The sequence below is a fragment of the Saccharothrix sp. NPDC042600 genome (assembly GCF_040647305.1).
Lineage (GTDB): Bacteria > Actinomycetota > Actinomycetes > Mycobacteriales > Pseudonocardiaceae > Actinosynnema > Actinosynnema mutabilis.
The window spans coordinates 1-18,944 of sequence record NZ_JBEZBW010000009.1 but is presented as its reverse complement, the minus strand read 5'-3'; the positions used below and the strand labels follow the sequence as shown (position 1 = coordinate 18,944).

Here is an 18,944-nt window from a genome sequence, read left to right as displayed (position 1 = left end):
GCGCGGCGGGAGCGGTTCCGGCGGCTGGGCGCGGCGCGGCGGCTGGGCGGGGTGGGGTGGGGGCGCGGGTTCGGGTTGTTGGGGGGCTTGTTGCCGGGGTGGTCGGGGGCTTTGGGGCTTGGCGGGCTTTGCGGCCGGCTGTCGAGGTGCCCTTGCCCGGGACCGGGAACCTCGCCGAAGAGCGGATGCAGGACTTTCGGGACGCTCTGTACTTCCCCATCCGCGAGTTCCTCGCCGGCGGCAACCCCTACGACCCCGCCGTGATGTTCGCGCACTGGCCTGTTCGGCAGAACTTCAACCTCTACCAGCCCTACCACCTGTTGCTGCACATGCCCTTCGCGCTGCCCGGCTATCGGGTCGGCGCTGTGTCGTTCGCGCTCGCCTCGCTGGTGTTGCTGGTCGTCCTCGCGGTGATGGCCGCAGGGCGGGTTCGGGTTCCCTGGGTGCTCGGCACGGTCGTGGTGGCCGCGCTGTTGGTCACCAGTCAGGTCGGCAAGGCCCAGTTGTACGTGGGTCAGGTCAATCCGTTGTTGGCGGTCGGGGCGGCCGGGGCGTTGTTGGCTCGGACCGGGCATCCCCGGTGGGCCGCGCTCGCCTTGGCGTTGGCCTGGCTCAAGCCGCAGTTCGGGTTGCCGTTGGCGGTTCTGCTGTGTGCTCGGGGGTCCTGGCGGGTCGCGTTGGGGGGCACCGGGATCGCTGCCGGGGCCAGTCTGGTGGCATTGGTGCCGTTGGTGGCTCGGGACGGCATCGGCGGCTTCCTCGATGTGATCTCGCGGAACCTCGAACATGCGTCCCAGACCGCCTATGGGGCCGTTGACTCGATGACGGCTCAGCGGGTGGACGTCGCGGCGGTCGTCTTCCGGGTCACCGGGTGGTTGCCGCCTGCCGCCGAAGTGGTGGCGTTGGTCGCGGTGTTGGCGGTCAGCGCGGTCCTGGTTCGGCGGCTTGACCGCATCCAGGACGACACCGGGGCGGCCGACCTGTTGACCTGTGTGGCTGTTGTCGTCGCTGTGGTTCACCAGCCCGGGGACGTGTTGATCGCGGTGCCGGCGATGGCGGCCGCCGCGGTGGTGTGGTGGCGACGGCGTCGTGAGATGCGGTGGCTCGGGGTCGCCGTCGTCGCGTTGGTGGTCCCCTTCGCGCATCTGTACTTCGTGGACACCGTGATCCGCGAGTTCGGTGGCGTGAGGGCCAGCGTGACCGTGGACGGGGTGGCGGTCGTGCTCGCCTGGGTGGCGTTGGTGGTCTTCGCGCGTAGCCGACTTCGCGCATGACGGGCGCTGTGCGCGGTTCGTTGTGGCTCTTCCTGGTGAACCTGATCGGCAAAGCCGGCCAGGTCGCGGTCACGCTGGCGCTGGCCGCGTTCCTCACCGAAGAAGGGCTGGGACTGGTCGCGCTCACCGTCTCGCTGGTCAACATCGGCCACGTCGTCCAATCCATGGGCGTCTACGACGTGATCAGCCGCACCACCCTCGACCCGCACCGGGTCGCGGGCACCCTGCTCGTCCTCAGCGTCGGCACGGGCGTCGTGCTCGCGGTGGCGATTGTCGCCAGTGCGGACGTCCTCGCGCGTGCGCTGGACGCGCCGCAGGCCGCACCGCTGATCACACTGGCCGCGCTGAGCCTTCCGTTCACCGCCGCCGGGGGCGTGCAACTCGGGTTGATGCACCGGGACCTGGACTTCCGGCGTCGGCTGGTGCCCGACGCGGGCAGTGCGTTGCTCGGTGCGGCCGTGACGACAGTCCTCGCGGCTCGTGGGGCCGGGCCGGTCTCGTTGGTGGTGGGGCTGCTGGTCACGGCGGTGGCGTTGCCGGTGCTGGGCATGGCGGTCGGGGTGCGGGTCCGGCCGGGTTGGGACGTGCGGGCCGCCGGCGAGGCGTCGCGGTGGATCGCCGTGGTGGGGCCGGGGGCGCTGGTCGCGGTGTTGCTGGTCAACGTCGACTACCTGGCGATCGGGCACGTCCTCGGCCCGGAGGCGGTGGGCGTGTACTCGTTGGCCTACCGGATCGCGTGGGTGCCCTACATCGTGGTCGCCGTCGTGCTGGGCGGCGTGGTGTTCCCGTTGTGCACGCGGCTGATCCGCGCCGGGGAAGCGCATGAGGTGCCGGTCGCGGTGGGACGGTTCACCCAGGCGGTGTTGGTGGTCACCGGCGGGTTGTACGCCGTCACGGCGACCATGGCCGAGCGGGTGGACGTGTTCGGCGCGCGCTGGTCGCCGGCGGCCGTCCCGCTGGTGGCGTTGTCCGTCTACGGGCTCGGGCTCGGCCTTCTGCACCTGTGGTACCAGGTGCTGCGGGCCGCCGGGCACGCCCGCCGCTACCTCGCGCTGGAGCTGACCCACCTGGTTTCCCTGGTGGTGGCGCTCGCCGTGGTGACCCGGCACGGCGTGGTGGCCGTCGCGGTGACGCAGGCGGCGGTGGTGTGCGTGCTCGTCCCGGTCACGTGGTCGGTGTTGCGGCGCAACGGTCTCGCGCCGCCGCGGCTGGGTCGGGCGGTGCTGACGACGGCGCTGGGCGCCGCGTGTTGTCTCGCGATCGGAGGGCCGGTGGGCGCGCTGTTCGGGCCGTCGCCGACCGGGGTGGTCGCCGGGGGTCTGGTCCTGGTGCTCGGCTACACGGCGGTGGTCCTGCTGGTGGACCGCCGCACCGTGCGTGAACTGCGTGAGGTGCGTCGATGAGGGTCGTGCACGTGTCCCAGCCGGTCGAGGCCGGGGTGGCGGCGGTGGTGCGGGAACTGGCCGCGGCACAGCGGGAGCGGGGCTGGCGGGTGGACGTGGTGTGCCCGCCGGGGTGGCTCGCGGACCGCGTGCGCGACGCCGGCGTGCCGGTGCACCCGTGGGCGGCCACCCGGAGCCCCGGGCCCGCCACGGTCGCGGAAACCCGGAGCCTGAGGGGCATCCTCGACCGGCTGGACCCCGACCTGGTCCACCTGCACAGCTCCAAAGCGGGCCTGGCGGGACGGCTGGCCGTGCGCGGGCGGCGGCCGACGATCTTCCAGCCGCACATGTGGTCCTTCCAAAGCGCCGGCGGGGCACTCAAGCAGGCGACGGCCGCGTGGGAGCGGTTCGCCGCGCGGTGGACCGACCAGCTCGTGTGCGTCAGCGACGACGAACTGGCCGCCGGCCGCGCGGTGGGCGTGACGACGCCGGCCGAGGTGGTGTGCAACGGGGTGGACACCCGGCTGCTCAAGCCGCGCAGCCGGGTCGCCGCGCGCAAGCGGCTGGGGCTGCCGGACGTGCCGACGGCGGTGTGCGTGGGGCGGATGGCTCCGCTGAAGGGCCAGGACCAGCTGCTGCGGGCGTGGCCTTCGGTGCTGGAACGGGTGCCCGACGCGCACCTGGTGCTGGTCGGTGACGGGCCGATGCGCGAGCGGTGGCGGGCGGAGGGCGACCACCGGTCGGTGCGCTGGTGGGGCCACGACACCGCGGTCGCCGACTTCTACACCGCCGCCGACGTGGTGGTGCTGCCGTCGCGGGCGGAGGGCATGGCGTTGGTGCCGTTGGAGGCCATGGCCAGCGGCCGGTCCGTGGTGGCGTTCGACGTCGGCGGGGTGCGGCAGAGCGTCGGCGACGCCGGGGCCGTCGTGCCCGCCGGGGACGTGCCCGCGCTGGCGGCGGCGCTCGCCACCCGGCTCGCCGATCCCGTGCTGGCGGCGGGCGAGGGGCTCGCCGGGCGGCGGCGCGCCGAAGTCCTGTTCGACTCGACCAGGGTGTGCGACCAGGTCGCGACCCTGGTGGACAAGCTCGTGGGAGGGGCGCGGTGAAGGTCGCCTACCTGGTGACGCAGGACCGGGGTGGTCCGGTGGACGTGACCGTGCGGCTGGCGGCGACGCTGCTGGAGTTCGGCCACGACGTGCGGGTGTTCGGGCCGGCGCCGGCGCGCGGCGCGGAGCTGATCAAGGGCCACCACACCGAGGTGTCGGTGGCCACCAAGGGCGACCTGAAGGCCGGTCGGCAGGCGCGGGACGCGCTGCGGGCGTGGGAGCCGGACGTCGTGCACGCCCAGGACCGGCGGGCCGGGCTGGTCAGCGCCGGGCTCCGGTTGCGGCACAAGGTCGTCCAGACCTACCACGGGGTGCCCGACGACGTGGCCGAACCGTGGTTCCGGGGCCGGGCCGGGGCGTCCGGGCCGTCGAAGTACACCCGGACGGTGCTCGCGGCGGACGCCGGGGTGGCGCGGTTCGTGCACCGGACGATCGTGCCCGCGCCCGCGATGGGCGAGTTCCTGGTGCGGCGGCTGCGGGTGCCGGCGCGGCGGGTCACGCACATCGACAACTGCGTGGACCTGCCGCCGTCGTGCCCGCCGACCGGACCGGTGCGGCGGCTGGTGTTCGTCGGGCTCCTGGTGGAGCGCAAAGGCCTGCTCACCCTCCTGGAGGCGTTGGCGCGGCCCGGGACCATGCCCGCGGACGCGTCGCTGACCGTCGTCGGGGACGGGCCGGTGCGCGTGGAGGCCGAGCGGCGGGCGCGGCGCGACCTGCCCGGCCGGGTGCGGTTCCTGGGCTTCCGGTCGGACGTGCCGGCGCAGCTGGCCTGCCACGACGCCCTGGTGCTGCCGTCGCGGATGGAACAGCAACCGCTGGTGGTCGCCGAGGCGATGGCGGCCGGGAAACCCGTGGTGGCCACGGACACCGGCGGCGTGGCCGACATGCTGTCCGACCACGGCGGCCTCGCCGAGCCGGGCGACGTGGACGGGCTGGCGGCCAGGCTGCGGGCGCTGTTCGCCGACCCCGACCCCGGCGCGCGCGGCGCGGTCCTGGCCGACCGCGCCCGGGCCCGGTTCGCGCCGGACGTGTGCGCCGCCCGCCACCTCGCGCTCTACCGGGAACTGCTGTCCTGACCCGACAGCCGGGCGTCCTCCGGCGCGCGCAGGCGCTTCGAGGTCGTCCTGGTGGCGGGCGGACTCCTCGGGCCGGACTTCCCCGCCACCCCGCTGGTCGTTCGCCGCCTCGCCACTCCGCCCAGTGTCACGACCCGGCCCGCCCGCGGACCACCCGCCCCGCCGGACCTCGACGTCACCCGGTCGGCGCGGGTGGCGGTGGTGGCGGGGTCGCGGTGGACGTCGTCGTGGTGGTCCCGGTCGTCGTGGTCGTCGTCGGGGCGGTCGTGGTCGTGGTCGTGGTCGGGCTCGGCGTGGTGGTGGAGGTCGTGGTGGACGTGGTCGGCTGGGCCGGCGTGGTGGTGGTCTGCGCCGGGGTGGTGGCGGGGGCGGGGGCCTTCACCAGGACCGCCGCGTCCGCGCCGGGCAGCTCCACCGCGCCGGACACCGGCGTCCCCTCGATCGTCGTCATCCCCGGCGGCGGGGTGACCTTCACGGTCCTGGCGGTCGGGTTGACCGCCACCCACCCGTTGGTGAACGTCCGCGTCCACACCCCGTTGGCCAGCTGGCTCGCCGCCTCGACCGCCTCCCCCAGCCCCGAGTCCTGGTAGGCCGACCAGTCCGGGTCCCGGTAGGTCTGGGTGGACGCCCCGTGCCAGCAGGTGTACGGCCCGGCCAGCAGCGCCGCCGTCGCGTAGCCGACCCGCTCCTCGCGCAGGCTGTGCGTGCGCGTCACCAGCAGCAGCCACGACTCGCCCAGCGCCGCCTGCGCCCGCAGCTCCTTGAACTCGTTGCCGCGGAAGGTCAGCAGCTCGCCGCCGCCGGTGTTCTCGCGCAGCCCGAAGTTCTCCTCCATCGCCCCGCTGTAGCGGGAGTGCGCCGACCACCGCCCCGGCGTCAGGTGCGACTCGGAGACGTTCGGGATCAGCATCTTCCCGGCCTGGGCCAGCGAGTCGCCCGCGATCTGCAGGAACCGGTCGAGGCCCTCGCGGATCTGCCGGTCGGTGTCGGCGGCGTCGGCGGTGCCCTTGAGCACCGCCGACGAGTAGTACCGCAGCGAGCTGAAGTCGTTGTCGGCCAGCACGCCGTCCCAGCCCTCGCGCACCACCTCGGCGGTGACCGCCTCCGCCCACGCCTTCTGGTAGGACTCCGCCCACACCGTCATCTGCCAGTGCAGCGGGTAGCCCTTCCACTCGATGTGGCGGTCGGCGGTGTCCACGGCGAACCACTCCGGGTGGTTCTTCTGCGCGGCGATGTAGCCCACGCCGCTGGGCAGGTAGGCGGCGTCCTTGCCGCCGTCCACCGCGCCCGGGTAGTTGCGGGTGCTGGAGAAGTCCTTGTAGACCAGGACCTTGATCTTGGGGTTGAGCTTGCGCAGCCGCCGCATGGCCGCGGTCTCGGTCGCGTTGAGCACCACGAGGTCGTAGTGCTGCGACGCGAACTTGAGGTCCGCGTAGGTGGGCGGCTCGCCGATGCCGTACCACCAGGCGCACGGCGCGAGCGGCTTCGGCGGCGGCGCCAGCGGCTGCGGGTCGGCGGGCAGCGGCGCGGACTCCCCCTCGGGCTCGGCGAGCCACTGCCCGGCGTAACCGGGCAGCCACACCGAGCCCGCGAGCACGACCGCGGCGAGCCCCGCCCGCACGGCCACGCGCCACCGACGACCGGAGATCAGCGGTTCCTTCGGCACAACAGCTCACCCACCGTCAGCAACAGGATTCGAACGTCCAGCCACAACGACCAATTCGCGATGTAGTAGTTGTCGTAGCGCGACCGGTCGACAATGGAGGTGTCCCCTCTCAACCCGTGCACCTGCGCGAGTCCGGTCAATCCGGTCGGCACCCGGTGCCGCGCCCAGTATAGGTCGTGGACGGCCGAGAATTCGCGCACGAAACCCGGTCGTTCGGGACGGGGTCCGACAATCGACATGTCGCCGCGCAGGATGTTCCACAACTGCGGCAGCTCGTCCAGCGACGTCCGCCGCAGGAATCGCCCGACCGGGCCCACGCGGCGGTCGCCGACCACCGACCAGCGGATCTGGGAATCGTCCTCGCCGGTCATCCGGACGCTGCGCAGCTTGTAGAGGACGAAGGTGCGGTCGTCCATGCCGACCCGGACCTGGCGGAAGATCACCGGCCGACCGCTCTCCACCAGCACGGCCAGCGCGCAGACGGCGATGACCGGGGCGAGCGCCACCAGCGACAGGCCCGCGAGCAGCACGTCCACGCCGCGCTTGACCCACCAGCTGGGCCGGGTGGTCGGCGCGGTGCTCAGCCGGACCAGCGGGAAGCTGCGCAGCCGCTCGACGTCGGGCCCGTCCTGGTGCAGCTCGTACATCCGGGGGACCACGAAGATCGAGCAGCCCAGCCGGTGGGCGGTGATGGCGGCGTTGACCAGCGGCGAGTCGGTCGCGCGGGAGAAGGCGAGCACGACCGAGCCCGCGCGGTGGCGGGTGATGGCGTCGGCGAGGTTGTCCGCCAGCAGCGGCAGCGGCAGCTCGTCGGGGTCCAGCGCGGGCGACGGGTCGACGAACCCGACCGGGCGCAGGCCGTACTCGGGGTGCTGGAGCATGGCGGCGGTCAGCGTCGCGCCGACCTTGCCCGCGCCGACCACGATCGTGCGGTCGCAGCGGTGGAACCGCCGGCGGGCCCAGCGGCCGAAGGCGAACACGAACAGGCGAGCAGGTTCACTCCACAAGGTGAAGTTCACGATCGCCCACTGGACCTCGGCGGTCGTGCCCGGCTGTGTCCCGGCGACCAGGGTCACGCCGGTGACCAGCGCGAACGCCGTGGCGGTCGCGACGGCCGAGCGCGGCACGTCGTGCAGCCAGGACAGCCACAGCCGCCGCCGGTAGAGCCGGCAGGACGCCCGCACGCCGAGCAGCGCGCCCGCCGCGACCGCGGCCCACGCCCAGGGCAGGCCCCGCGCGACCACCGCCAGGGCCGCCACGTCCACCACGACCAGCAGCACCGCGACCGCGTTCACCCGGCCGAGCAGGTCGCGCGGCGCCTCCGGCCCGACCCGGCCCGATCGCGGCGGCGCGGGGGCCGTCGTGCCCACCTGGTTCACCACTGGCCACCCTCCCGGGTGACGAGTGCCCGCCCCCACAGCGCCAACACCACGCCACAGCACATTCCGACGACGTCCTTTCGTAATCCGACCGAGTTCACTCGAAAGAGAATTCCGACTACTTACCGCTGGGAAGAACGAATTGCAGACCTCCCGTTCACTCTTTGGTGAGATCACATCCTCCTGTTCAGCGACAAAAGCAGTCGTGTCGTACGGGTTCCCGTCACCGATCGAGCCACCGGGAAGACGGGGGTGGGTGGAACCCGGTTCGAGTTCCCAGGCGAATAATTCTGGCCCGGTCATCCGGAACAACGGAAATGGGGTCGGCAGAGTGGCAGTCGACGAACGGGAGGCGCCCGGCGCGCCCGCCACGATTCGCACACGGGGACGTGCGCACGTCGTGTTGCCCGCCTACAACGAGGCGGAGTCGCTGCCGCCGCTGCTGCGCCGGCTCGCCGACGTGGCGCGCACCGAGGAGGTCACCGCCTGGGTGGTGGACGACGGCTCCTCCGACGGCACCGCCGACTGCGTCCACGACGTGGCGGGCCTGGACGTCAAGGTCGTCCGGCACCCGGTCAACCTGGGCCTGGGGCAGGCGGTGCAGTCCGGCCTGCGCGCCGTGCTGGAGGTCGCCGCCCCCGACGACCTGGTGGTCGTGATGGACGCCGACGACACCCACGACCCGGCCCTGATCACCGCGCTGCGCCGGGAGATCGAGGCCGGCGCGGACGTGGTGATCTGCTCCCGGTTCGTCGACGGCGGCGACGACGCCACCGCGCCCGCGTTCCGCCGGCTGCTCTCGCGCGGCGCGGCGGTGCTGTTCCGGCGCGTGCTGGACGTGGCCGGGGTGCGCGACTTCACCAGCGGGTTCCGCGCCTACCGGGTGTCGCTGCTGGCCCGCGCGGCCGAGCACTGGGGCGAGCGGCTGGTCGAGGAGCGCGGGTTCGCCTGCATGGTCGAGCTGCTGCTCAAGCTGCGGCACTGCCGGCCGGTGATCGCCGAGGTGCCGCTGACCCTGCGCTACGACCGCAAGCAGGGGCCGAGCAAGCTGAAGCTGCGGCGGACCATCGCGCAGTACCTCAAGCTGCTCATGCGCGACCGCCTGGCGCCGGCCCCGTACCGGCCGCTCTGATGGGCACCCGGGTCACCGTCCTGGGTGGCGGTATCTGCGGGCTGGCCGCCGCGCACCGGCTCGCCCGGTCGGGGGCGGAGGTCACCCTGCTGGAGGGCGGCGACCAGCTCGGCGGGCTCGGGACGTTCACCCCGTGGCGGGACGGCTGGGTCGAGCGGTTCTACCACTGCGTGATGCCCACCGACGACGACCTGCTGGGGCTGCTGGGCGAGGTGGGGCTGCGCGAGTCGGTGGCGTGGCGGCGCACCAGCATGGGCATGGTCGTGGGCGGGCGGCACCACCCGTTCAACTCCGCGCTGGACCTGCTGCGGTTCACGCCGCTGCGGCTGCGCGACCGGGTCCGGTTCGGCGCGGTGTCGTTGCTGCTGCGGCGGTTGGGCCGCGGGCGGGACCTGGACCGGCTGCGCACCGAGGACTGGTTGCGCGGCCTGTACGGCGACCGGGTGTGGGACTCGCTGCTCGCGCCGATGTTCGGGTCGAAGTTCGGGGCGGCCTTCGGGGACGTGCCGGCGCTGTACCTGTGGCAGCGGCTGGGCCGGGAGTCCAACGTGTCGGTGCGCGGCTACCCCGCCGGCGGGTACCGGACGGTCATCGACGCGCTGCGCCGGTCCATCGAGGACGCCGGCGGCGTGGTGCGGACGTCGTCGCCGGTCACCCGCGTGCGCGGGGACGGGTCGGTGCTCGTCTCGGACGAGGTGGTCGAGGCCGACCGGGTGGTCTCGACGTTGCCGCTGCCGGTGCTGCGGTCGGTCGCCGACCCCGCGCTGGCCCCGCTGCTGCCGGACGTGCGGCTGGCGTACCAGGGCGTGGTGAACGCGCTGTTCTTCCTGCGGCGGCCGCTGTCCGGGCACTACTGGGCGCCGGTCGTGCGGTCGGGGACGGACTTCGACGGCGTGATCGAGATGTCCGCGCTGGCCGGGCCGTTGGACGGGCGGCACCTGGTGTACGTCATGAAGTACACCGACCGGGAGTCCGCGCTGTACCGGGAGGACGACGCGCGGGTCGCGGCGCGGTGGACCAAGCAGCTCGTCGGGCTGTACCCGGACCTGACCTCGGCGGACGTCGAGGAGGTGCGGCTGTTCAAGGCGCCGTTCGTGGAACCGGTGTACCCGTTGGGGTACCTGGAGCGCCGGCCGCCGCTGGAGGTCGCCGGCACCCCGCTGCTGCTGGCCACCACGGCGCACGTCTACCCGTCGGTGACGAGCTGGAACTCCAGCGTGGGCCTGGCGAACCGCGTCGTCGCGCTGCTGGACGACGCGGTTCGCGGCCCGGGGTCACACCAGGGCGGGCAGGCCGAGGGGCCGGCCGACCAGGTCCTCCAGGGCGGCGGCGATCCGCACCGAGGGTGAGCCGGTGCCGTAGGGCGACGGGATCCCGGCCAACCGGGCGCGGTGGCCGGGCACGTCGTCCAGCCAGCGGCGCACCTCGCGGCCGATGCGGGGTCCCGGCGGGACGAGCGTGCCGAACGTCCCCTCGATCTCGGGGCGTTCGGTGCTGCGCCGCACCACCACGACGGGTCGCTTGAGGACGCTGACCTCTTCCTGGATGCCGCCGGAGTCCGACACCAGGACGGCGGCGGCGCGGGCCAGGGCCAGGAAGTCCGGGTAGGCCTGCGGTTCGATGACGACGAGCGCGCGGAGCAGCGCGGTGAGGCCGTGCTCCTCGGCGCGCTTGGCCGTGCGGGGGTGCAGCGGGAGGACGACCGGGATCGGCAGGTCGGCCAGGTGGCGCAGGATCGTTTCGAGGTTGCCCGGGTCGTCCACGTTCTCCGGGCGGTGGATGGTGGCCAGGGCGTAGGTGTCCTGGCGCAGACCGTGGGCGTGCAGGACCGCGCGTTCGGCGTCGGGGCCGGGCAGGGCGGTCTCCAGGGCCTCGACGACGGTGTTGCCGGTGACGGCGATCCGGTCGGCGGGGATGCGTTCGGCGCGCAGGTTCTGCTCGTTGAGCGGGGTGGGGGCGCAGCACAGGTCGGCGAGGTGGTCGATGAGCACCCGGTTGTGCTCCTCGGGCATGGCCCGGTCGAAGCTGCGCAGGCCCGCCTCGACGTGCACCAGCGGGGTGTTGTTGGCGTTGGCGGCCAACGCGCCCGCGAGCGCGGAGGTCGTGTCGCCCTGCACGACGACGGACGTGGTGGGGTGGGCCTTGAGCACGTCGTCCACCGCTTTGGTGGCCAGGCCGAGCTGAGCGCCGCGCCGGGCGCCGCCGAGGGCGAATTCGTGGAAGCTGCCGGGTTCGGCGACGTCCCGGCGGATGAGGTCGTACATGGCGCGGTCGTAGTGCTGTCCGGTGTAGACGAGCGTGGCGCGCGGGCCGAACAGGCGGATCAGCGGCGCGAGCTTGATCAGCTCGGGGCGGGTGCCGCACACCAGCGTGACGGTGTCCACCGTGGGGTTCTCCTTCGTAGGGTGGCCGGAATGCGGGGGAAGGTAAGTCTTGCCGCGGAGCTTTCCCTTGCACCTCAGTCGATCGAGTGAACGTGGGTGTCGTTTTTGGTTGGTGGCACTAAGTTGTTCCGGTGATCAGGAAATTCCAGGCCGCCGCGACGGCCGCGATGACCGTGGCCGCGCTCGGCGCACCGGCCGAATCCGGTCCCCTGCTGCCGGACCTGAGACAGGCGCCCGTGGGGTGCCCCGGCGGCACGGCGCGCGACCCGGGCCAGTGCCGGGACTGGGACGTGTGCCTGGTGGAGGACCCGTTGTCGGCCAACGGCGCCTGTCTCGCGAGCGGTCCGGCCGGTGCGGTGCGGCTGCGGTTCACGACGTCGGCGGACAACGTGGGCGACGGTCCGTTGGTGATCTACGCGCGGCGGTCGTCGCCGGAGGAGCCGACGATGCGCGCGCGGCAGGCGTTCCAGTCCGGTGTGGACCGTTCGATCCCGGGGTCGTTCGAGGAGGCGCAGCACGACCTGCCCGCGACGGTGTACTACGAGCCGGCGGCGACGCACGAGCACTGGCACCTGCTGGACTTCGAGCACTTCATGCTGCGCACGCCGGACGGCGTGACGTTGACGAACGACCGCAAGAACGGCTTCTGCCTGGGCGACCGCTACGCGACCCGCGACGCGCGCGAACTGCCGGCGAGGCCGCAGGACCTGTCCAGTCCGGAGGGTGAGCTGGCGGTGTTCCTGCGGGAGAACATGTGCAAGCGGCGCGACCCGCTGGCGGTGGACGTGAAGCAGGGCATCTCGGTCGGGTCGGGGGACGATTACGACTACGAGGTGGACTTCCAGTGGCTGGACGTGACGCACGTGCCGTCGGGGGTGTACGACGTGGTGAACGTGGTGAACGCGGACCGGAGCCTGGTGGAGAAGGACTACGGCAACAACGTGTCGTCGATGGCCATCTCCCTGCAGTGGCCCGGCGGGGCGGTGAACCCACCCGCAGCCATCACGGCCGCGCCCAAGGTGAAGCTTGTTCGGAGCTGTCCGGGTGAGGAGCGGTGTGCACAGCGCTGAGCTGTGTTGATGGGGGCGGGTTGGGCGGGCTGGAAGAAACCCCCAATCGAGTGACATACAGGATCCGCGACCAAACCCGCCTTCGCGCGTCCCGTAAACAAGGAGCGCGGTCAACGGCCCCCAGTCCCTCCCCGGCCCACCAGCCTCGCCCCTCCCCACCTCACCTCTCACCCGCCACCACAGCCACCCGCCACAGCCACCCGCCCGCAGCCGCCACAGCCGCCAGCCACAGCAGCCACCCGCCGCCGCGGCCCACCGCCCGCTGCCGCGCACCGCCGCAGCCGGGAAGCCGCCGCACTCGCATGCCCACAGGCCGCCACACGCCGCGCCCGCCGCCGCACACCTCGGCCGCCCGCCGCACGCACCGCCCCGCCCGCCGCTCGCCTCGCAGGTGAAATGGGCAAGGTGGGTCGCGGCGGGGCGGGCGGGCGGAGGGATGGCCTGGTCGTGGTCGCGCTCTCATTGCGCGTGTCACGACCGCCGTGGTGCCGGTTGACGGGGTCGGTGGGCCGCTTGGCGAATTGTTTCCCCCTTGCGCGTGACATGGCCGGTCGCGTGGGTACCCCGACCACACTTGCCGCCGGTGGGAGGGGTGCGACGTGTGGACGTTCAGCGGTCATGCGGGGCGCGCGACTCGGGCTTTTCGCGCTTTCGCGGGTGAGCAGGTCGTCTTGGTGGCGATGTTGGAACTGCCGCGGCTGTTGCGGCACCCCGCTTGGCGGCGGGTCGATCCGCGGCAGGGGCGTGGGGTCGGCGTGGTCTTGGTGCCCGGGTTCGGGTTCGGGGACCGGAGCCTCGCCGTCGCCTCACGGTGGTTGCGGGCTCGGGGGTACCGGCCGGTCGGGGCTCGGATCGGGTTGAACGTCGGGTGCACCACCGAACTGGTGGAGCGGTTGGAGAAACGGGTCGCCGAGCACGTCGAGGCGACCGGTGGCCGGGTCGTCCTGTTCGGGCAGAGCCGGGGCGGGTGGCTGGCCCGGCTGGTGGCTGCTCGACGGCCGGACCTGGTGCGAGGGCTGGTGATGCTGGGCAGTCCGGTGCTCGATCCGTTGGGCGCGCACCCCACCGTCGTCAAGGTCGCGCGGTTCCTCGCGCGGGCGTCCGCCTGGGGCATCCCGGGGCTGCTCAACGAACAGTGCTTCGCCGGCGACTGCTACGACACGAACTTCGCCGCGCTCGCCGCCCCGCTACCGCGCGGAGTCCACGCCCTGGCGCTGTTCTCCGCGCGAGACATCGTCGCGCCGCCGGACCTGTGCCGCGACCCGTCCGCCGAGTGCGTCGAAGTCCGCAGCACCCATACCGGGATGGGCCTGGACCCCGACGTCTACGCGGCCGTCGAACCCCGTCTGGCCCGGTGGGCACGCGAGGCCCAGCCGGACGAACTCCAACCGGACGAACCCCGACTGAAGGAACCTCAACCGGAGGAAGCGTTGCGGGCCGCGGCCGGGCGCAGGAAGTTGAGCACCGCCATGTAGCGGGTCGGGAACAGGCGGGCCAGGACGTCCGGCGCCACCGCGGAGAACGCGATCAGCACCCGCCCCTTGCGCTTCTCGACACCGGCGAGGATCCGCTCCGCCGCCTTGTCCGCCGGGTAGCTCAACAGCTTGGCGAACCCGTCCTTCCCCTGCGCCGCCTGGTCCGCGGGCACGCCGGACCCGACCCGCGCCGACTCCGCGATGCGCGTCCGGATGCCACCGGGGTGCACGGTGGTCACGCCGACCCCGCGCGGCGCGAGTTCGTGCCGCAGCGCCTCGGAGAACCCGCGCAGCGCGAACTTGCTCGACGAGTACGCCGCCTGCCCCGGCGGCGCGATGAGCCCGAACAGGCTCGACACGTTCACCACGTGACTGCCCGGCGACGCCAGCAGCCGCGGCAGGAACAGCCGGGTCAACGCGACCGGCGCGCGGAAGTTCACGTCCATCACCCAGTCGAACTCCTCGGCGCTGACCTGGTCGAACTCACCGCCCAACGCCACCCCGGCGTTGTTGACCAGCAGCGTGATCCGCGGGTGGCCGGCCAGGATGCCCGACACCACCTCCGCCAGACCGGACACATCGGACAGATCGGCGACCACGCTGTCCACCGCCACGCCCGGCCACCGCCGACCGATCGCCTCCACCACCGACTTCAGCCGGTCGGCGTCGCGGTCCACCAGCACCAGGTCGCTGCCCCGCGCCGCCAGCCCGTGCGCCAGGTGCTCGCCGATACCGCTCGCCGCCCCGGTGACCACCGCCGTGCCGCCGCTGAACCGGTAGTTGTCCATGCGACCAGCGTGCCGGGTCACCAAGAGCGAAACTTGACCCCGCGCGACAGAGATTTGACTCAAGACGACAACGGGACGCCGTCGCGGCGGACGGCACTGGGCGTCGAGCCCCACCACCGGCGACAACACCGGCTCAGGGCCGACTGCTCCGACAACCCCAACATGCCCGCCACCTGGCTCATCGGCATGTCCGTCGTCGTCAGGTACCGCAACGCGGCCTGCCGCCGGACGTCGTCCAGGATCTCGGCGAACGTCGTCCCCTCCGCCGCCAACCGCCGCTGCAACGTCCGCGGGTGCACGTTCACCAGCCGCGCCACCGCCCCGACCTCCGGCGGCACCGTCCCCAGGGACTGCACGACCACCCCGCGCACCCGCAACGCCAGCGACGCGCCCTCCCCCGCGGTCTGCTCGGCCAGGAACGCCAACGCCAGCCGCCACACCCGCTCGTCCCCGCCCGCCAACGGCTGCGCGGCCAGGCTGCGCGGCACCCGCAACATCGGCGCGGGCCGTCCCGTGTGGACGGTCGTCCCGAAGAACTCCTCGTACACCCCGAGCGACGCCGGCGTGTAAGGCAGCTCCACCGACCGCAGCCCGTAGGACCCGCCCACCAGGAACCGGATCGCCCGGTGCAGGAACCCCAACCCCAGGTCCGTCGCCTGCACCGACACCGGCAACCACGGCGGCTGCCCGTACCGCAGCGCCGCCACTCCCCGCGCCCCGTAGGGGTCGTCCTCCATCGTCAGGCTCAGCGAACGCGCGTGCACGAACAGGTACCGCGACGTGCACTCCAACGCGTCGGCCACGGTCGGCGAGTTGCGGATGGCCAACGCGAGCGGCCCCAACATGCCGAAGTCCTGCCGGGACGCCACGCGCAACCCCAGGTCCGGGCACCGCAACGCCTCGGCCGCGATCTCCAGCACGGCCACCACCGCCCGGTCGGACACCAGCAGGTCGTCCACGTCCAGCGCGGCGATCGGCAGGCCCGCGGCGGCGGCGTAGTCGTCGGCGTGCCCGCCCAGCTCGGCCACCGTGGCGCGGAACCCGCGCAACCCGGCCGACCGGACCACCGACATGTCGTCCAGGGTCAAATAGTTGTCGTGCGAAGTCAAGAAGCGGAACCGACGGGTTCAGCACACTGTGACGCATGGCGACCACGGAACCCACCCACCTCGACGTCGTGATCGTGGGCGCGGGCCTGTCCGGCATCGGCGCGGCGTACCGGTTGAGCACCGAGCACCCCGGCCGCACCTACGCGATCCTGGAGGCGCGGGACGCGATCGGCGGCACGTGGGACCTGTTCCGCTACCCCGGCATCCGCTCCGACTCGGACATGTTCACCCTCGGCTACCCGTTCGCGCCGTGGCGGGACGCCAAGGCCATCGCCGACGGGCCGTCGATCCGCGACTACATCCGCCGCACCGCCGCCGAGCACGACATCGAGCGGCACATCCGGTTCCGGACCAGGGTGGTCGCCGCCGACTGGTCCACCGCCGAGCAGCGGTGGACCCTCACCCTGTCCGACGGCGGCACGCTGACCTGCGGCTTCCTCTACGCGTGCGCCGGCTACTACGACTACGACCGCGGCCACGACCCGGAGTTCCCCGGCCGGGAGTCCTTCGCGGGCCGGGTCGTCCACCCGCAGTTCTGGCCCGAGGACCTCGACCACGCGGGCAAGCGGGTCGTCATCATCGGCAGCGGCGCGACCGCCGTGACGCTCGTGCCCGCCATGGCCGACACCGCCGCGCACGTGACGATGCTCCAGCGCTCGCCCACGTGGATCAGCCCCGTCCCGGGCCGCGACAAGATCGCCGACGCCCTGCGCTCCGCCCTGCCCGCGGACCTCGCCCACCGGCTCGCGCGGGCCAAGAACATCGCGTTCGGCACCGGCTTCTACCAGTTCTGCCGCCGCTTCCCGGGCGCCGCCCGGAACCTGCTGACCAAGCTCTCCACCAAGTCGCTCAAGGACCCGGCGGCCGTCCGGGAGCACTTCACGCCCACGTACGACCCGTGGGACCAGCGGCTGTGCGCGATCCCCGACGGCGACCTGTTCAAGGCGGTCAACCGGGGCAAGGCGTCCGTGGTGACCGACCACATCGACGAGTTCGTGCCCGAGGGCATCCGGCTGAAGTCCGGGGAGGTGCTGCCCGCCGACATCATCGTCACCGCGACCGGGTTGCGGTTGCAGGCGTTCGGCGGGATCGCGCCCAGCGTCGACGGCACGCCGGTGGACCTGTCGAAGCAGTTCGTGTGGCGCGGCGCGATGATCACCGGGCTGCCGAACTTCGCGGTGTGCATCGGGTACACCAACGCGTCGTGGACGCTGCGCGCCGACCTGTCGTCGCGGCTGGTGTGCCGGGTGCTGGACCACCTGGACCGCAACGGGTTCAGCTCGGTGGTGCCGCGACCGGACCGCGTGATGGCCCGGCAACCGCTGCTGGACCTCGCCTCCGGGTACGTCCAGCGGTCCATCGGGGACTTCCCGGGGCAGGGCGACCGCAGCCCGTGGCGGGTGCGGCAGAACTACGTCATCGACGCCGTGCAGACGCTGCGCGGCGAGATCGGCGACCAGCTCGCCGGCACCCGTGCGACCAGGCCGGCGGCCGTCCGGTGACCGCCACCGACACCACGATCGTCCCCGTGGACGGCGTCGCGGTCCGGGTGCGCGTCTGCGGGCCGGAGGACGGCACACCCCTCCTGCTGGTGCACGGCATCGGCCGCAGCCTGGAGGACTGGCGGGACGCGCAGGACCGGCTGGCCGCCGACTTCCGCGTGATCGGCATGGACCTGCCGGGTTTCGGCCTGACCCCGAAGCTGCGCGCCCGGCCCGGCCTGCCGACGTTCGCACGGGCCGTCATCGGCGTCCTGGACGGCCTGGGCGAGCGCCGACCCGTGCACCTCATGGGCAACTCGCTCGGCGGCGCGGTCTCGATGACCGTGGCCACCACGCACCCCGACCGGGTGGCGTCGCTGGTGCTGGTCAACAGCGCCGGCTTCGGCCGCGAGGCCAACCTGCCCCTGCGCCCCATGCTCTACGGGGTCCTCTCGGCGCTCCCGGTGCTCGGCGCACGCTTCCGCCCGCTGGCCCGCGACGCCGGTCTGGCGCTCAACCAGGCCCTGTTCGCCGACCCGGCGTTCGCGACGGCCGAGCTGGTGCGGCACGCGGCGAAGGTCGGCAGGCAGCCGGACTTCCGCGCCACGTTCGTGGGCACCCTGCTGACCCTCGGGGCGCCGGTGGCGGGCAGCTTCCCGGGCTGGCGGCGGGCCCTGCTGGCGGCGGTGGCGAAGGCGGGCAAACCGGTCATGGTCGTGTGGGGCGACCGCGACACCGTCCTCCCGGTCCGCCACTTCCACGCCGCCGTGGCGACCCTGCCGCACGCGCGCAGCCACCTGTTCCCGGACACCGGCCACATGCCGCAGATCGAACGCGTCGAGGAGTTCACCGCGCTGGCCAAGGACTTCGTGACCACCTGTGCCATGATCGAGTCGTGATCAACCCCCGGGTCCTCCTGCCGCTCCTGCTGCTGGTCGGCGCGTGCGGCACACCGCCCGTGGCCGCCCGATCGGGTGACCTGTCCCTGACGCCCACGGCCGAGGCGCCGCGGTGCCCGACGTCGGGCGTGGTGGTGTCGGCGCTGGAGTCGGAGGCCGCGTCGGGCCTGCGGGTGCTGACCCTGAAGATGCTCAACTGCGGGACCGAGCCCTACAGCGTCACCGGCTACCCGGACGTGCGCCTGCTGGACGCCGAGGGCCGGCCGCTGAACGTGCGGGTGCTCAACGGCCCGGCGTCGGCGGAGATCTCGGCGGTCGACTCGTTCGCCGCCCAACCCGCCGAGGTCGTCCTCCAGCCGGGGGCACACGCCACGTCGGCCCTCCTGTGGCGCAACACCTACGACAACACCACCGAACCACCCCAGGTCGGCGCACGACTGGACATCGCCCCCACCCCAGGCACACCCCGCCAGGTCTTCACCCCGCGCCTACCACCCAACGGCGAACCGAGCCGGGTGGACGCCCCAGCGGTGACCATCGACCTGGGCAGCACGGGCCGCATCGGCGTAGCCCCTTGGCGAACCGCGTAGCGGGCAGCCCACCGGAGTAGCGGGCAGCCCACCGGAGGGGACACAACCCAAGCCGGGCTTCTTGCTTGTGTCATCTCCGTATGGCCCGCCCGAAGGGCTACCACATTTTCCCGGGGTTGGGCCAAAAAGTTTT

Annotated in this window: 16 protein-coding genes; 11 read left to right on the top strand and 5 right to left on the bottom strand. The window is 73.0% G+C overall.

The window, feature by feature from the left end; genetic code table 11:
• Positions 1–146 precede the first annotated feature (146 nt).
• From AB0A74_RS09275 to AB0A74_RS09260, 4 genes are read left to right on the top strand one after another with little or no spacing between them, the layout of a single operon-like run.
• The gene (locus AB0A74_RS09275; RefSeq protein WP_358248326.1) at positions 147–1,274 is read left to right on the top strand and encodes a glycosyltransferase 87 family protein; all 1,128 of its coding nucleotides are present in this window, start codon (positions 147–149) and stop codon (positions 1,272–1,274) included.
• A complete protein-coding gene (locus AB0A74_RS09270) occupies positions 1,271–2,677 on the top strand; it encodes an oligosaccharide flippase family protein (RefSeq protein WP_358248325.1) in 1,407 nt (468 codons plus the stop codon). Before AB0A74_RS09275 ends, AB0A74_RS09270 begins: the two co-directional genes overlap by 4 nt.
• The gene (locus AB0A74_RS09265; RefSeq protein WP_358248324.1) at positions 2,674–3,762 is read left to right on the top strand and encodes a glycosyltransferase; all 1,089 of its coding nucleotides are present in this window, start codon (positions 2,674–2,676) and stop codon (positions 3,760–3,762) included. The genes AB0A74_RS09270 and AB0A74_RS09265 overlap by 4 nt, the downstream gene beginning before the upstream one ends.
• Positions 3,759–4,838, top strand: coding sequence for a glycosyltransferase family 4 protein (locus AB0A74_RS09260; RefSeq protein WP_358248323.1), 1,080 nt, complete (start codon positions 3,759–3,761; stop codon positions 4,836–4,838). The genes AB0A74_RS09265 and AB0A74_RS09260 overlap by 4 nt, the downstream gene beginning before the upstream one ends.
• 175 nt (positions 4,839–5,013) lie before the next feature.
• On the opposite strand, the gene AB0A74_RS09255 is transcribed toward AB0A74_RS09260, so the two are convergent.
• A complete protein-coding gene (locus tag AB0A74_RS09255) occupies positions 5,014–6,504 on the bottom strand; it encodes a putative glycoside hydrolase family 15 protein (protein WP_358248322.1) in 1,491 nt (496 codons plus the stop codon).
• Positions 6,486–7,883, bottom strand: coding sequence for a sugar transferase (locus AB0A74_RS09250; protein WP_358248321.1), 1,398 nt, complete (start codon positions 7,881–7,883; stop codon positions 6,486–6,488). The genes AB0A74_RS09255 and AB0A74_RS09250 overlap by 19 nt, the downstream gene beginning before the upstream one ends.
• Before the next feature lie 331 nt (positions 7,884–8,214).
• Between AB0A74_RS09250 and AB0A74_RS09245 the strand changes: the two genes are divergently transcribed.
• Together AB0A74_RS09245 and AB0A74_RS09240 are read left to right on the top strand one after the other, a co-directional pair.
• Positions 8,215–9,015 carry a glycosyltransferase gene (locus AB0A74_RS09245; RefSeq protein ID WP_358248320.1) on the top strand — a complete coding sequence of 267 codons (801 nt, stop codon included), beginning with the start codon at positions 8,215–8,217 and terminating at the stop codon, positions 9,013–9,015.
• A complete protein-coding gene (locus AB0A74_RS09240; protein ID WP_358248319.1) occupies positions 9,015–10,364 on the top strand; it encodes an FAD-dependent oxidoreductase in 1,350 nt (449 codons plus the stop codon). The genes AB0A74_RS09245 and AB0A74_RS09240 overlap by 1 nt, the downstream gene beginning before the upstream one ends.
• On the opposite strand, the gene wecB is transcribed toward AB0A74_RS09240, so the two are convergent.
• A complete protein-coding gene (gene wecB, locus AB0A74_RS09235; RefSeq protein ID WP_358248318.1) occupies positions 10,290–11,399 on the bottom strand; it encodes a UDP-N-acetylglucosamine 2-epimerase (non-hydrolyzing) in 1,110 nt (369 codons plus the stop codon). The genes AB0A74_RS09240 and wecB overlap by 75 nt on opposite strands.
• A gap of 131 nt (positions 11,400–11,530) precedes the next feature.
• Between wecB and AB0A74_RS09230 the strand changes: the two genes are divergently transcribed.
• Together AB0A74_RS09230 and AB0A74_RS09225 are read left to right on the top strand one after the other, a co-directional pair.
• Positions 11,531–12,469 (top strand): lysyl oxidase family protein, encoded by a 939-nt coding sequence (locus AB0A74_RS09230; protein WP_358248317.1) that lies wholly within the window; start codon positions 11,531–11,533, stop codon positions 12,467–12,469.
• Between the two features lie 680 nt (positions 12,470–13,149).
• Positions 13,150–13,944 carry an alpha/beta hydrolase gene (locus AB0A74_RS09225; RefSeq protein ID WP_358248427.1) on the top strand — a complete coding sequence of 265 codons (795 nt, stop codon included), beginning with the start codon at positions 13,150–13,152 and terminating at the stop codon, positions 13,942–13,944.
• Here AB0A74_RS09225 and AB0A74_RS09220 read toward each other — a convergent pair.
• Positions 13,884–14,732, bottom strand: a complete 849-nt coding sequence (locus AB0A74_RS09220; protein ID WP_358248316.1) for an SDR family NAD(P)-dependent oxidoreductase — start codon at positions 14,730–14,732, stop codon at positions 13,884–13,886. The two genes, AB0A74_RS09225 and AB0A74_RS09220, sit on opposite strands and share 61 nt — an antisense overlap.
• A 59-nt stretch (positions 14,733–14,791) precedes the next feature.
• On the bottom strand, positions 14,792–15,805 hold the full coding sequence (locus AB0A74_RS09215; RefSeq protein WP_358248315.1) for an AraC family transcriptional regulator: 1,014 nt from the start codon (positions 15,803–15,805) through the stop codon (positions 14,792–14,794).
• Positions 15,806–15,876: 71 nt separating this feature from the next.
• On the opposite strand from AB0A74_RS09215, the gene AB0A74_RS09210 reads away from it, so the two are divergent.
• From AB0A74_RS09210 to AB0A74_RS09200, 3 genes are read left to right on the top strand one after another with little or no spacing between them, the layout of a single operon-like run.
• Positions 15,877–17,343, top strand: coding sequence for an NAD(P)/FAD-dependent oxidoreductase (locus AB0A74_RS09210; protein WP_358248314.1), 1,467 nt, complete (start codon positions 15,877–15,879; stop codon positions 17,341–17,343).
• On the top strand, positions 17,340–18,221 hold the full coding sequence (locus AB0A74_RS09205; protein WP_358248313.1) for an alpha/beta fold hydrolase: 882 nt from the start codon (positions 17,340–17,342) through the stop codon (positions 18,219–18,221). The genes AB0A74_RS09210 and AB0A74_RS09205 overlap by 4 nt, the downstream gene beginning before the upstream one ends.
• Positions 18,218–18,811 (top strand): DUF4232 domain-containing protein, encoded by a 594-nt coding sequence (locus AB0A74_RS09200; RefSeq protein WP_358248312.1) that lies wholly within the window; start codon positions 18,218–18,220, stop codon positions 18,809–18,811. Before AB0A74_RS09205 ends, AB0A74_RS09200 begins: the two co-directional genes overlap by 4 nt.
• Positions 18,812–18,944: the final 133 nt, after the last annotated feature.